The following is a 13,923-nucleotide window of genomic DNA, read 5'->3' as shown; positions in this document are numbered from 1 at the left end:
GATCTTCAGGGCTTCGATCGATTGGAAAACTGGCGAGGATGTCGCGCGTCACTGCACAGTTGAGTATGTCGTGCGCCATCGCAATCACCTCAATGGGATGAAGCGGTTGTAGTGGTGCCGTAGTATCTGACATCAGATTTCCTTTCTGGGGGATGGCCCGTCCGGTGGTAGAGCACCGGGCGGGCATTTTTTGTGGGGTGGGTTAGGCGGGAATGGCGCGGGAGTGATCGGCGATAAGCGCTTCGAGGTCGATGCCCAAGAGGTCGGCAATCTTGTCGAGTTCCTCGATGTCAAACGGGACTCGGCACAACATCCGGCGAGAGACTGAGGCCTGAGTTGTGTGCAAAACGGAGGCGATATCCCCCTGGTTGAGTCCCCGACGAGCGAGTTCAGCGCGAATGTTCGCAGTCACTCGGTGGCTGGTTGTTGTTTGCACACCGCAATGTTTACTCGTTGGGTGCATAACTGGCAAGCGTGTGATTCACGTTCAGCGTGTCGAACTTATGAATTGCGACACCTAGGTATACGTCCGAGCTGGCATTTATCCACTCAGCGTGTTAGTTTCACGAAATGACAACATCACTGGAACTGATTGACGGGGGCCGTGGCGAAACGCTCAACGATGCCGTTGCGCGGAGACTTCGCGGTCAGATTGCAGAGAAGAAGCTCAGTGCATCCGCGATCGCACGCGCGATCGGCATGACTCAGGCGACGATCTCACGGCGCACAACCGGCCATACCGAGTTCACGCTCAACGAGGTCCAGGCGATCTGCGATTCAACGGGGATAAGTCTGGAATACTTGATGACGGGTCGGAAGCCTCGACCCGACGGGGGTCCAGATGGTGGCGTTAAAGCCCATTCCCATGAATAGTGCCCGAAGTGTGCGTCGGCTTGCAGTATTTTTGCTGCCCTCGTGAGCGTGACCAGCAGAAATAGAACGCGTTGCAATCTGGTCGGAAATTACTTCGCTGAAACCCTGCCGAATCGGACGCGTCTGGGTTAGCGTGTTCGCAGACACGGCCGCGAGGAGCGCTAACTAAAGGTCTCGGATTCGAGGACCACTCAATCCTTATTTTTGATACTAACCGGTATCGGACTCTGCCGGAGGTGACTCTTTCGTGGCAGTGGTGCAAACGCCTGTTCTAGATCCAGACGAAGTTCAAAATCTACAGAAGGGTAGACGGCAACATGCTGACTATGTTCCTCGAGACCGTTTCAACATTGGTCAACGGACTGCTGACCAATGTGTACAGCGGGTCGTTGATGCCCGGAATTGACGGAGTTACGGGGTCGATGGTTTCGGCCATTGAACTCAGTTGATCGATTCTTCAAATTTCGACATGAATCTAACGTCAAGGAGAGAATGATGGATTTCGGATCAATCGGGAAGATGTTTGAGCCGCCCTTTGGTGACCTTGTGAAGGGGATTATTGCCGGGTTGGTATTCGCGCCGTTCGTCGCATCCTTCGATTTCGGTTTTCAGCCCCCTCAGTGAATTTCAACTAACGTAACGAGATGGAGAGAACATGGACACTGCGAGTTTGATCGATGTGATCGGAAGTTTTGATGTGGCCTCGCTCACGGCCCCTCTGGCTAGTGTGCAGGAACTGATTTCAACTGCTTTCTCGGTCGTATCGGCGTTCATCGACGTCGGCGTCAGTGGATCCGCCGCGTCGGCGGGAAGCATCCAAACTGTCCTCGGCTCCATCGCAGCCCAGTAATCGGGATAGGAAAAAATGCTAAATCTACTTCTGGACTACATCTCTGGACTGGTTGATTTCGGATCAGTTGACCTCGTGGGCACGTTTGCAAAGTTCTTTGACACCCTGTCCGCTGAGCCTGGAATCTGAGGGAAGGTATTTCGATGCTTGAACGATATCTCAACGGAATGGTCGGCTGGCTTTCCGCGACTCTCGGTCTGATATCCACCGGCAGTAAGCTCATAAAAGATCCGCCGCCGCCGAAATGATAATCCTTTCACCGGCGCGGGATCCTCGATCACGCTTGCATCGGTGACCGACGTTCCTGCGGAACTCCGGAGATCCCTGAGGCTGGTTGGCCTCGGGGGTTTTCGGCTTCTTACAGAAGTGTGGTTCCAGTCGAAGTGGCTTCACCCTGGATCCGTCTTTCCGGTGAATTCTGGGATCGAGCTCAGCTGAATCGCAGAACAAGGAGTCCATATGAGAATGTCCGGCCGGTTGACTGTAGGAGTCGACCCGTTGAGCCCGCGTGATGCCGATTTCATCTACAACGAGGCGGACGGCCATCTGGGGCATTTGATAGGGGTGTATTTCTTCGATACTTCTCAGCGCCCTGAGTCGGAGTTCTCGCGCGAGCAAGCAGTCGAATGGGTGACCGCACGGCTCGGCCACCATCGCATGTTCACCCACAAGGTAGGTCGTATCCCGCTCGGACTCGATCATCCGTACTGGATGCCAGTCAATGACTTCGACATCCGTGACCACGTACACGTCACAGACCTCACGGAGCCTGGTTGGGCGTCACTCGAGAAGCCTTTGAGTGCTTTGATGACTTCACGGATGGACTTGACCCGTCCGCCATGGGAGTTGCACTTCTTCAACGGAATCGAAGGTCTCGACGATCTGGACGGGAGGCTGACCGCCGTAGTGCTCAAGTCCCACCACAGCGCAGCGGATGGGATAGCAATCCGGATGTTGGGTGAATCCATCTTCTCGGGCGAAGAGCGAGCCGCCCGACACGTTCCAGTACCTCGACTATTGAAGGTGCGTGTACTCCTCGAATCGTTGGCGAGCATTCCCAGCCAGATGTTCAGATTCGCCCGGAGCGTTCCAGGGAATCGCGCTGCTCAACGAAGTGCGAACGCGGCCCAATCGGCCGGTGAATGGGTCGAGAGCCTCAACGAACGTCCGGCTACCAGGTTCAACGGCAAAGTCAGCGGATCGGGAACGCTGCAGCAATTAACCCTTCCCGGTGCCGTAATCGGTGGGGTCAAACACGCGGTTCCAGGCGCCACTGTCAACGATGTTCTCCTGGCGATCGTCGGTGGTGCGCTGTCGCGGTATCTGACAGAAAATGGTGAGCCGCCAGGGGGATCCTTGGTGGCAATGGTGCCTCGCTCGATGCGCAAGGTCGAGGAGTGGCAGTCTGCCAATCAACTGGTGACCTTGTCAGTCGATATGCACACGTCCGTTGCGGCGCCGCTGGAACGATTGGCACTCATCGCGCAATCCTCGCGTTCGGAGAAGGTACGTACTTCCCACCCTGCCACTCGCCGTGTGGACGCCGCGATCGAAACGGCGCCGGCATTCCTGCTGAGATTCATTGCTTTTGCGAGAAGTAGGAATTCCCACGATGTCACTCGTCCCCGCTACCAGCACACAATGGTGAGCAATATTCCGCTCTCTGTTGAAGGGCTGACATTGAACGGTGCACCGGGTGCAGCCGTGCTGGCAACCCAGCCCCCGGTTGACGGCGACGGGCTACGGCATTTCATGGTCGCCGCAGCAGGTGGGGGACTGACCCTCAACGTCATCGCGGACACCGCGACCATGCCCGATCTCCACCATTACATCGAACTACTGCGAGCAAGTTTCGATGACTTGGCAGCGGCAGCCGCGATGCAGACTGCGGATTCACCTAACCAAGAGGTTGCCTCCTGATCGATCGGAATCGCAGGCACCTTCTCCGATTGCTGGATTTGGTGACACCCAACGATTCCGAGCAGAACCCAGAGGATCTGCATGTCAGCTCGCTACAATTCGGACATTCGTTCAGCGTCGGAATTGAGGGGCATGCATGATCTTTCGGAACTCGTTGCCAGCCGCGGTATCTCAGATGGGACCGCGAGACGCGGAGTTCGTCTACAACGAGTCCGGCGGACATCTGAGCCACATGGTCTGCGCCTACTTCTTCGACACGACGGGCCATCCGCTCGCAGAGATGACGCACGACGACGCGGTTCGGTGGATCACCGAAAGATTCGGGTACTGGCCACTGTTCACGAGTCGGCTCCAGCGAGTTCCGCTGGATCTGGACTATCCCTATTGGGTCCCGGCCGATTTCGACGTCGATGATCACGTGCACGTCCATCGTGCCCCTGTTGCCGGGTGGGCGCCGGTTCGTGAATTGCTCGGGCGCTCGCTCGGGGAGCCGATGGACCTGTCCCGGCCGCCTTGGGAGTTGCACGTCATGACCGGCGTGCACGGGATCGACGAGCTACCGGGCAATCTGACGCTGATCATGCTCAAGACCCACCACGGGGCCGGTGACGGTCTGGCGATCCGCGATCTGACCAACCTTCTGTTCTCCGGTCCGCCGAAACCGGAGACGAAGCGTGCCGGTTCGGGGCTTTCGTCGCTGGATTTGATCGGGCGCACGGTCGTGGGTCTGCCCGGCCAGGCGATCCGTTTCGGCCGGGGTCTGTCCGTGACAAAGGTTGCGGCCGAGACGGTTCGGGAGGCGGAAGAGGCCGGAGAGCTGCCTACGTACTCGGCCGACCGCCTACCGACCCGATTCAACGGCGTGCTGGGCGGAGACATCACGATCGATTTCCTGACGCTGGACGGCCCAGACATCAAGGCGATCCGAGCGGCCGTTCCGGGCGTGACGGTCAACGACATCTTCCTGACCGTCGTCGCCGGTGCTCTCGACGCATACCTGTCGGAGAAGGGCGAGAAATCGGCCAGTGGGTTGGCGGCGATGGTTCCCCGATCGATGCGGAAGATAGCCGAATGGGAGTCGGCCAACCAACTGGCGCTGTTGACGGTCGATCTGCACACAGACGTCGAAGATCCGGTCGAGCGGCTGACACGAATCAGAGATTCGGCGCTGAGGGTCAAAGGGCGGAGTTCACACCCAGCCGTCCGTCGTTACGGCACGCGCATCGAAACTTCGCCTGCGGCTCTGCTCAGACTCACCGGTCTCTCGCGTCGGCTCAACAAGCTGGACCCTTCGCACAAGGTCATTCAGAACACGACGATCAGCAATGTCCCGGTATCAGTCGACGGCAATGTTTTCGAGGGTGCGCCGGCGGTGGCAGTTCTCGGCGGGCAGGCGCCGGTCGACGGAGACATTCTGCGCCACTTCCTCATTGCCGCGCGTGGAGGTTCTCTGACGCTCAATGTCATCGTCTCGCGAGAGACGATGCCGGATATCGAGCACTATGTCGAATTGTTGCGGGTGGGGTTCACGACGCTTCTGCAGGCAGTTTCTGACCAAAATCGTGAGGTAGTCGAACGATAAAGAGTAACTTGCGTCGGAACTTGTGGTGAATCGACGATTTGTGTTCGGGAAATTTCTGTCGAATTCGTCCTAATTAAGGTAATTGTCCGTAGTGGTGTCGAGTCGTTATCTCGCGGATTAATGTGACTGTCGACACGTCGAGTGTCTACCGCCGGACTGGTTCGATAATCGTCACCGACGGTAAAAAGAATCACCTACGCGAGGAGCTGAACATGGGTTCGTTGATGGATATTCTCGGTGGTCCGAATGGGGACGGTGCACCGATGCAGGCTTTGCTGACAATGCTGCTGGGATTGGACAATGTCGGTGCAAACCTCTTCGGTTCACTGGCTGATACCGCCGGTGGAATCTTCGGATCTCTCGACACCCTCAGCTTTACGCCGCCTGTCGTTCCCTGAGTTTTCTGATCGGCGTCATTTGCTCGTCCCAAGTGAACCACTGAACATCTAAAGGAGAACGTCATGCTTGAAGGATCTGTCATGGACGCTGCCGGCTCAGTCGGTGCGATCATCGGTCAGGGGTTGGGCAGCGTCAGTGGCCTGGCCGTCAAGGGTCTCGAGGCCCTCGCTGCGCTCAGCGGTGGAGAGTTGAAGGCCGCCAAGTAGATTGTTGATTTCGGGGCCTGCTCGTGTTGGCGCGTAGGCCCCGAAATACCTTTTGTCGGCGCGTAATTCTCGCCATGCCAAGTGCCGGAATTCTCAACCTAACGGCATGAGCATCCAGGCGGCGAGATATACCAAAGCCGCGGTTCCACCCGTGCAAATAGCGGCGATAACCGCGAGTAGACGGACAAGATTGACGTCGGCGCCGAAGTAATCTGCAATTCCGCCGCACACTCCGGCGAACATTTTCTTGTCGTTGGAACGGGTGAAGGGGCGAGGTGTGTTGCTTTCGAATGTCATGCTTCAATTCTGAAGCGAGATGGCGCCGCGCACCATCGGGGACGACCCCCATTTGCACCCTGATCTTTTGAGTCCGCCGTGTCATACCCCGGTAGTTCATCCCAGCTTCACCGAACGGTTGCTGCGGGAGACTAACTTGTCGGCGGTGACCGATTTAGCAGAACGCCGACCGTTCCTCAGCGCCTTCGCGGATCTTTCGACCGCCGTCGATCTGGCCGACACCGCCGCCTTCACCGTCGACGACAATGACGACGACGATCCGGTGCTGCTGACGTCGCCGGACGGTTTCGAGGTCGACACTTGGCGGGAGGGCTACCCGTACGAGGCACGGATGCCTCGGGACGAGTACGAAATGTCCAAGCGTCTGCTGCAGATCGAACTCCTCAAGCTGCAGAACTGGTCGAAGGAAACCGGCGCACGGCACGCCATCGTGTTCGAAGGACGCGACGCTGCCGGCAAGGGCGGAACGATCAAACGATTCATGGAGCACCTCAATCCTCGCGGCGCTCGCGTCGTGGCGCTGGAGAAGCCGTCGGCCCGCGAGTCGACGCAGTGGTACTTCCAGCGCTACGTGCAGCACCTTCCGGCTGCCGGGGAACTGGTGATGTTCGATCGGTCTTGGTACAACCGGGCCGGGGTCGAGCGGGTCATGGGCTTCTGCACCGACGAGGAGCACGAGCGTTTTCTGCGCCAGGTGCCGTTGTTCGAGCAGATGCTCGTCGACGACGGCATCAGCTTGATCAAGTTCTGGTTCTCGGTTTCCCCGCTGGAGCAGCGCACGCGGTTCGCGATCAGACAGGTCGATCCCGTGCGGCAGTGGAAGCTTTCGCCGATGGACATCGCTTCTCTGGACAAGTGGGATGCGTACACGGCGGCGAAGGAAGAGATGATCCGGTTCACCGATACCGACACCGCTCCGTGGACCGTCATCAAGAGCAATGACAAGAAACGCGCACGGATAAACGCGATGCGTCACGTGCTCAGTCAGTTCGATTACGACAACAAGGATTACGAGATCGTGGGTACTCCGGATCCGCTGATCGTGGGAAGCCTCGAATAGTCGGCGCGTGGGCTCTGCCCATCCGCGGCGTGGGTGGTTAGTGTGAGTTGAATGGAGACCGTACCGATCCAACTCCCCGACGGCACCGTGACCCCGATCCGTCTGTTTCCCGGACCGAACGACGACGCACCCGTGGTGGTGATGTTGCCCGGGCTCGGAGTTCCCGCCGGGTTCTACGATCCGGTGGCGCAGGCCCTGGTCGAAGCCGGCTTCAATGCGGCCATCGGTGAACTGCGTGGCCAAGGTGACAGCAAACCGCGCCCGAGCGCGTCGAGTGTTTTCGGATATCAGGAACTGGTCTCGATCGATTGTCCGGCGACATTCGAGGTAGTGCGCGAGCGGTTCCCGGCCAGCACACCTTTTCTGATGGGGCACAGCATGGGCGGCCAGATCGGGGTGATGTACGCGTCGAGGATTCGGGGCCGGCTCGGCGGACTGATCCTGGTTGCCTCCGGATCGCCGTATCACCGCGGATTCCCCGGAATCCGTGCGCCCGGACTCTATCTGGGTTCGTCCGCGATGTCGGTGACAGCCAACATCGCCGGCTTCTGGCCGGGAGACCGGGTCAACGTCGGCGGCTTCGGTCGACAGTCGAAAGTTCTGATCACCGATTGGGCCCGGTTCGCCAGGACCGGTCGCATGGAACCCGTCGGTGCGGATATCGACTACGAGGAGCGGATCGCCCGCCTGACCTTGCCGGTTCTGTCGATCACGATCGAAGGGGACGATCTCGCTCCACGCCGGTCGGCAAAGAACCTGGTGGACAAGCTCTCCGGGGCCCAAGTGACGATGACGCACATCGACGAACCACTCGGTCACAACGGTTGGATACGCAATCCCACCGCTGTGAGCGAGCGCGTCGTCGCGTGGTTGCGCGACCGCTGAAAGATCAGCCGAGTTTCTGCCAGAGGAACTCGTAGGTCAGCGCAGTCTTGAAGGCCAGCTGAGCATTGTCCGCGGCGCCGCCGTGGCCACCCTCGATGTTCTCGAAATACAGCACCGGCTTGCCCAGCTCTTCCAGCCGTGCGGCCATCTTGCGGGCATGCGCGGGGTGGACGCGGTCGTCGCGGGTGGACGTCGCGATCAGGATCGGTGGGTACGACGCGGCGGCGTCGATGTTCTGATACGGCGAATACTCCGAGATGAATGCCCACTCCTCCGGGACATCGGGGTCACCGTATTCGGCCATCCAGGACGCGCCGGCCAGCAGGAGATGGAATCGGCGCATGTCCAGCAGCGGGACCTGGCAGACGATGGCGCCGAAGAGTTCGGGGTACTTGGTCAGCATGATGCCCATCAGCAGGCCGCCGTTGCTACCGCCCTGAGCTGCCAGAAGATCCGGGGTCGTGATTCCGCGATCGACGAGGTCTCTCGCGACGGCAGCGAAGTCTTCGTGCACCTTGTGGCGCCCGGCCTTGAGAACCTGTGTGTGCCAACCCGGTCCGTACTCGCCGCCACCGCGAATATTCGCAACCACATAGGTTCCGCCCTGCGTCAGCCAGGCGCGGCCCAGAGAACCGCTGTACGACGGTGTCAGCGAGATCTCGAATCCGCCGTACCCGTAGAGCAGGGTGGGGCCGGGCTCGCTACGCGGACTGCGCACCACGAAGTACGGAACTTGGGTGCCGTCGGCAGAGGTGGCGAAGAACTGCTCCGTGGTGATGCCCTCGGCGTCGAAGAATGAGGGAGCCTGCTTGAGGGCAGTGGGTTCGGTTTCGCCGATCACGCCGTGCAAAAGAGTTGCAGGGGAGGTGTATCCACTCGAATTGACGAAGTACTCGTTGCTGACATCAGGGTCGGTGTCGAGAATTTCGATACTGGTCAGTTCTGGAAGCCCTTCGAAAGGTCGATCCTCCCAGCCGTTTTCGCCCGGCGTCAGGATTCGCAGCGTCGTGCGCACGTCGGTCAGGACCACCAGAATCAGATGATCGCGTGTCCAGGTGTAGTGCTCGAGCGAGGAATGTGCGTCGGGTTCGAAGATCGATGTCAGTGCTCGTGAGCCGGCAAGGAAATCGTCGTAACGGATGGCAAGCAGTGCGCCGGTCGGATATTCGGTGTCCTCGACGGCCCACACGGACTTGGTGCGGATCAACAACCACTCGTGGTGAATCGAGATCCCGGCGTCCTCGGGGACGTCCACGAGCACCAGTTCACCGTCGGGGCGAACTTCGAAATGCTGAGAGTTGTAGAAATCGACCGAGCGAGTGACGAAGTCTCGTTCGAACCCGGGCGTCGGATCGTGCGAAGCCGAGATGGCCACGTCCGTGGCCTGGCCCTCGTAGACGGTCTCGGCGCTGGAGAGGGGAGTTCCGCGCTTCCACCGCTGGGCCAGACGGGGATATCCGGAATCGGTGAGCGACCCTGGTCCGATATCCGTTCCGACGTAGACGGTATCGATGTCGATCCAGTCGATGTCGGTCTTGGCCTCGGGAAGGTAGAAGCCGGGATTCTCGCCCTCGGGAGCGAGGAACTCGCGCTTGTCGATGTCGAACTCGCGAACGACCGCCGCGTCTGCCCCACCGCGGGAGAGGCTGATCAATGCACGGTTGCGGTGTGGCCGTAGAAGTTGCGTGCCCTTCCAGACCCAGTTCTCGCCCTCGGCCTCGGCCAGGGCGTCGAGGTCGACCAGGACGTCCCATTCCGGGTCGTCGGTGACGTACTGATCGAACGTCGTGCGTCGCCACAATCCGCGAACGTGGGTGCTGTCGCGCCAGAAGTTGTAGAGGAACTCACCTCGACGGCGGACGTAGGGAATTCGCGCGTCGGTATCGAGGATCTCGCGCACGTCGCTCTGCAGTCGATCGAAGCGCTCGTTGTCGGTAAGCTGCTCCTCGGTCACGGCATTGTGCTGACGGACCCAATCGAGTGCAGACTCACCGGTCACGTCTTCGAGCCAGAGGTAGGGGTCGTCGCCGGTGGTGGGCTGCTGATCGGAAGTCATACGTCCATTCTTACTGCTCGCTCCCGACAGCACTCGACCCCGCTCCCGAAACACTGGAGCGGGGTCGAGTGAGAACGAATCGGGTCAGACGCCCAGGGAGTGAGCGAGCATCGGCCAGGAGTTGTGGAGATCGTCCTGCCAGTAGCCCCACGAGTGGGTGCCGGTCGGCTTGAAGTCGAAGGTGGCCGGGATCTTCAGGTCGCTCAGGCGAATGGCGAGGTTGTGGGTGCAGTAGTTGACCGCTGCCTCGATGACGCCGCCGACGATTGCCTGGTTGGCGAGCGCACCGACCTGACCGTTGATCGCGGGATTGGCGAGAGTGTCGTGTGGGCCGGGGAGTCCCGAGCCGGTGGAGACGTAGAGCTCGGTGCCGCGGAGCTTCTCGGCGTTGAGGACCGGATCGTTGTCCTTCCATCCCTGACCGTCGAGCGGGCCCCACATGTTGGTGATGTCAGCTCCACCGCGGGTACCTGTGACAAGTTCGATCGCACTCTGACCGACGGGGGTGCTGGTCTCAGCGCATCCGCTGTACGCCCCGACGCCCTTGTAGAGGCCGGGAGCCGCGATGGCGAGGTTGAGGACCGAGGTCGCGGTCATGGAGATCGCGGAGATCGACTGGACCTTGTTGGTGTTGAACTCGGCGTCGATGACGGGCGGGAGTTCCTTGGTGAGGAACGTCTGCCACTTCTGGCGACCGAGAACCGGATCGTCGTTCACCCAGTCGGTGTAATAGCTGAACGCGCCTTCGAGTGGAGTGACGACGTTGACGTTCTTGTCCTGGAAGAAGTTCATGACGTCGGTCTTGCGTTGCCAGGTCGCCGAGTCTTCGCCGCCGCCTGCACCGTTGAGCAGGTAGAGCGTCGGGCGGGGTTCGCTGCCATCTGCGGGGAGGATGACCTCGAGCGGGATGTTGCGATCCATCGCCGGGGAGAAAACCGAGATGGTGACCTTGCGGTCGCCGGTCTTGGTGTTGCTCACGACGTGCGATCCGGACGTGTCACCGCCCGCAGAAGCTGTCGCCGGACTGATCAGCATCGGCAGCACCGTGGCCACTGCGAGAGCTGCGATCACACTGCCACGCTTGAAAATTCGAGCACGCATACGTTCGGATCCTCCACCTGAATGTCTTCGGATCCGGAACGGATCGAAGTGCCTGTGAGCCCTTACTGGAACAGGTTCACTTTTTGTTATGTGTCAGTAAAGCAGAGCGGGCGCAGAAAGTGACGCGATTCGATTGCCTGACAATTGAATTGGCCCCGGAATTAACCCCCGAATTAACCCCCGAATCGGCCCAGACAAGCACTCGACCCCGCTCCCGGAAGTGCAGGGAGCGGGGTCGAGTCGGAACGATTTCGGTCAGATGCCCATCGAACGAGCGAGCATCGGCCAGGAGTTGTGGAGATCGTCTTCCCAGTAGCCCCACGAGTGGGTGCCGGTCGGCTTGAAGTCGAAGGTGGCCGGGATCTTGAGATCGTTGAGGCGGTAGGCGAGGTTGTGGGTGCAGTAGTTGACTGCTGCCTCGATGACGCCGCCGACGATCACCTGGTTGGCGAGTGTGCCGACCTGTCCGTTGATCGCCTCGTTGTTCAGGGTGTCGTGCGGGCCGGGGAGTCCGGAGCCGGTGGAGATGAAGAGCTCGGTGCCGCGGAGCTTCTCGGCGTTGACGACGGGGTCGTTGTCGATCCAGCCCTGGCCGTCGAGGGGGCCCCACATGTTGGTCACGTCAGCGTCGCCGCGCATGCCCACAACCAGTTCGATGGAGGACTGGCCGACCGGTGTGCTGGTCTCGGCGCATCCGCTGTATGCACCGACGCCCTTGTAGAGGCCCGGAGCTGCGATGGCGAGGTTGAGGACCGAGGTCGCGGTCATCGAGATCGCGGAGATCGACTGGACGCCGTTGGTGTTGAACTCGGCGTCGATGACGGGCGGGAGTTCCTGGGTCAGGAACGTCTGCCACTTCTGACGGCCGAGGGACGGGTCGTCGTTCACCCAGTCGGTGTAGTAGCTGAATGCACCTTCGAGCGGGGTGACGACGTTGACGTTCTTGTCAGCGAAGAACTCGTTGACGTCGGTCTGACGCTGCCACGTCGCCCGGTCTTCGCCGCCGCCTGCACCGTTGAGCAGGTAGAGGGTCGGGCGGGGTTCGCTGCCGTCTGCCGGGAGGATGACCTCGAGCGGAATATCGCGTTCCATGGAAGGGGAGTACACCTTGATGGTGGCGATGCGCCCGTTGTCCGTGCGGCTCGAGAGCTTGGAACCCGTTGTGTTTGCCTTGGCAACAGTTGCCGTGGTGGTCGACGGATCTCCGCCTGCGGACGACACTGCAGGGCTGATCAGCATCGGCAGCACGGATACTGCGGCTACAGCGGCGACCAGACGGCCACGCTTGAAAGTGCGAGCACGCATACGTTCAGAAACCTCCACCTAAAATTCCTTCGAATCCGCCCAGGAGTGAACGGTCCTTTGTTGCTGTTCCCGTACGGGAATTCATGCTGGGTACATGCTCTGTCGATAGGTACAGGGCGTGTGAGTCTTGTAAGTTCTACCGCATCGGTGCGTTATCCGCCAGTGAACCAGAGATTTGCTGAACGTACGACCAGTTTCAGGTGAATTTCCCTGATCATCGACGGGATTAGTGAGTGAACCGGACATATCCACTATGGGAACAACATTGTTGCCTACCTCTGCAGTCGAACGCGTCTGTCGAAGATCTTCTCCGATATCAGCGCCCAGCGGGGAGTTACGTTTCGGTGAACGTCGGTTACTCGCCGCAGACTCGCGCGGACTCGACGGCAATCGCCAAGAGTTTCGCGTGGCAGGCGCGGGTCGAGTTCCCGGAGATCACCCCTGTCTTCAGCGTCGACGGCGTCGTCGAGATTCAGGAGTCCGGCGGAATCGCCCTGGCCTTCGACCTGGAGGACTCGAATCCGCTGGAGGGAGACCTGGCCAACGTCTCGTACTTCTACGACCTCGGAGTCCGCTCGATGTTGCCGACGTACAACTACATGAATGCTGCCGGCTGTGGCTGCTTGGACCTGGCGGACACGGGGTTGAGTGGATACGGCCGTGACCTGGTTGCCGAGATGAATCGCGTCGGAATGACGGTCGACGGCTCACATTGTTCGGTACAGACGGGGTTGGACATCTCAGCTATCACCCAGCGAGCAATGATCTACAGCCACTCGAATCTCCGAAGGTTGTGGGAGCATCCGCGCAACATCACCGACGATCAGGCCAGGGCGTGTGCGGAGACCGGCGGCGTCATCGGGATCAACGGCGTCGGCATATTCCTCGGCGTCAACGGACCGGATGACGACCAGGCTCGGCTGTCCGCGATGGCCGACCACATCGAAGAGGCTGTGGGACTCGTCGGCATCGATCATGTCGGGATCGGCTCCGACTTCTCATTCGACGCCGACGACTTCCGCGAAGAGATCGAGCAGAACCCGTCGTCGTTCTCCGAGGCGTACACCGCGTGGGGGCCACTGCAGTGGACTCCTCCGGAGGAGGTGCTGACACTTGATCAGGTATTGCGTGAGCGGGGCTTCGACGAGCCGTCGATCGAGGCCGTGTACGGCGGAAATTTCGCCCGAGTTGCCCGAGAAGTGTGGGCTACCGACGGGTAATACGACCATCTGGGGACAGCGAAACGATGCAGGACTACCCTGGTGAATCGTGACCTCACACTATGACGTCGTTGTCCTCGGAGCCGGCCCCGGTGGGTACGTCGCTGCTATCCGCGCGGCACAACTGGGCCTGAGCACCGCCATCATCGAGCAGAAGTACTGGGGCGGT

General features: G+C 60.0%; 14 protein-coding genes. 10 read left to right on the top strand and 4 right to left on the bottom strand.

Annotation, left to right across the window (positions count from 1 at the left end; translation table 11 throughout):
- Positions 1-570 precede the first annotated feature (570 nt).
- The 6 genes from RhoBH5_RS31610 to RhoBH5_RS31585 all read left to right on the top strand — a co-directional run bounded on the left by RhoBH5_RS31610 (position 571) and on the right by RhoBH5_RS31585 (position 5,830).
- Positions 571-873, top strand: coding sequence for a helix-turn-helix domain-containing protein (locus RhoBH5_RS31610; protein ID WP_270009488.1), 303 nt, complete (start codon positions 571-573; stop codon positions 871-873).
- A gap of 655 nt (positions 874-1,528) precedes the next feature.
- Complete coding sequence (locus RhoBH5_RS31605; protein WP_214924251.1) at positions 1,529-1,723, top strand: hypothetical protein; 195 nt, start codon at positions 1,529-1,531, stop codon at positions 1,721-1,723.
- A gap of 459 nt (positions 1,724-2,182) precedes the next feature.
- Complete coding sequence (locus tag RhoBH5_RS31600) at positions 2,183-3,643, top strand: wax ester/triacylglycerol synthase domain-containing protein (protein ID WP_020906714.1); 1,461 nt, start codon at positions 2,183-2,185, stop codon at positions 3,641-3,643.
- A gap of 136 nt (positions 3,644-3,779) precedes the next feature.
- The gene (locus RhoBH5_RS31595; protein ID WP_270009487.1) at positions 3,780-5,225 is read left to right on the top strand and encodes a wax ester/triacylglycerol synthase domain-containing protein; all 1,446 of its coding nucleotides are present in this window, start codon (positions 3,780-3,782) and stop codon (positions 5,223-5,225) included.
- Positions 5,226-5,437: 212 nt separating this feature from the next.
- Entirely contained in the window at positions 5,438-5,623 is a 186-nt protein-coding gene (locus RhoBH5_RS31590) for a hypothetical protein (RefSeq protein ID WP_223304379.1), read from the top strand.
- 63 nt (positions 5,624-5,686) lie between these two features.
- Positions 5,687-5,830: a hypothetical protein gene (locus tag RhoBH5_RS31585; RefSeq protein ID WP_003941503.1), complete on the top strand. Its 144-nt coding sequence runs from the start codon at positions 5,687-5,689 to the stop codon at positions 5,828-5,830.
- Between the two features lie 93 nt (positions 5,831-5,923).
- On the opposite strand, the gene RhoBH5_RS31580 is transcribed toward RhoBH5_RS31585, so the two are convergent.
- Complete coding sequence (locus RhoBH5_RS31580; protein ID WP_003941534.1) at positions 5,924-6,127, bottom strand: PspC domain-containing protein; 204 nt, start codon at positions 6,125-6,127, stop codon at positions 5,924-5,926.
- Between the two features lie 145 nt (positions 6,128-6,272).
- On the opposite strand from RhoBH5_RS31580, the gene ppk2 reads away from it, so the two are divergent.
- Together ppk2 and RhoBH5_RS31570 are read left to right on the top strand one after the other, a co-directional pair.
- Positions 6,273-7,187 (top strand): polyphosphate kinase 2, encoded by a 915-nt coding sequence (gene ppk2 / locus RhoBH5_RS31575; protein WP_037129644.1) that lies wholly within the window; start codon positions 6,273-6,275, stop codon positions 7,185-7,187.
- Positions 7,188-7,238: 51 nt separating this feature from the next.
- Entirely contained in the window at positions 7,239-8,072 is an 834-nt protein-coding gene (locus tag RhoBH5_RS31570; RefSeq protein WP_020906717.1) for an alpha/beta hydrolase family protein, read from the top strand.
- Positions 8,073-8,076: 4 nt separating this feature from the next.
- Here the strand turns inward: RhoBH5_RS31570 and RhoBH5_RS31565 are convergent, their stop codons facing one another.
- The 3 genes from RhoBH5_RS31565 to RhoBH5_RS31555 form a co-directional block, all read right to left on the bottom strand.
- Positions 8,077-10,128 carry a prolyl oligopeptidase family serine peptidase gene (locus RhoBH5_RS31565; RefSeq protein ID WP_221742820.1) on the bottom strand — a complete coding sequence of 684 codons (2,052 nt, stop codon included), beginning with the start codon at positions 10,126-10,128 and terminating at the stop codon, positions 8,077-8,079.
- A gap of 84 nt (positions 10,129-10,212) precedes the next feature.
- Positions 10,213-11,229, bottom strand: coding sequence for an alpha/beta hydrolase (locus RhoBH5_RS31560; RefSeq protein WP_270009486.1), 1,017 nt, complete (start codon positions 11,227-11,229; stop codon positions 10,213-10,215).
- Positions 11,230-11,484: 255 nt separating this feature from the next.
- Positions 11,485-12,534 carry an alpha/beta hydrolase gene (locus RhoBH5_RS31555; RefSeq protein WP_007733735.1) on the bottom strand — a complete coding sequence of 350 codons (1,050 nt, stop codon included), beginning with the start codon at positions 12,532-12,534 and terminating at the stop codon, positions 11,485-11,487.
- Positions 12,535-12,767: 233 nt separating this feature from the next.
- On the opposite strand from RhoBH5_RS31555, the gene RhoBH5_RS31550 reads away from it, so the two are divergent.
- Complete coding sequence (locus RhoBH5_RS31550) at positions 12,768-13,754, top strand: dipeptidase (protein WP_270009485.1); 987 nt, start codon at positions 12,768-12,770, stop codon at positions 13,752-13,754.
- Between the two features lie 49 nt (positions 13,755-13,803).
- On the top strand, positions 13,804-13,923 hold a 120-nt coding region (locus tag RhoBH5_RS31545), incomplete at its 3' end, for an FAD-dependent oxidoreductase (protein WP_143541197.1).

Source organism: Rhodococcus sp. BH5, assembly GCF_027583855.1.
Classification (GTDB): domain Bacteria; phylum Actinomycetota; class Actinomycetes; order Mycobacteriales; family Mycobacteriaceae; genus Rhodococcus_F; species Rhodococcus_F qingshengii.
Note: the sequence above shows the minus strand (reverse complement) of the source record. Positions and strands in the feature narration are given on the sequence as shown.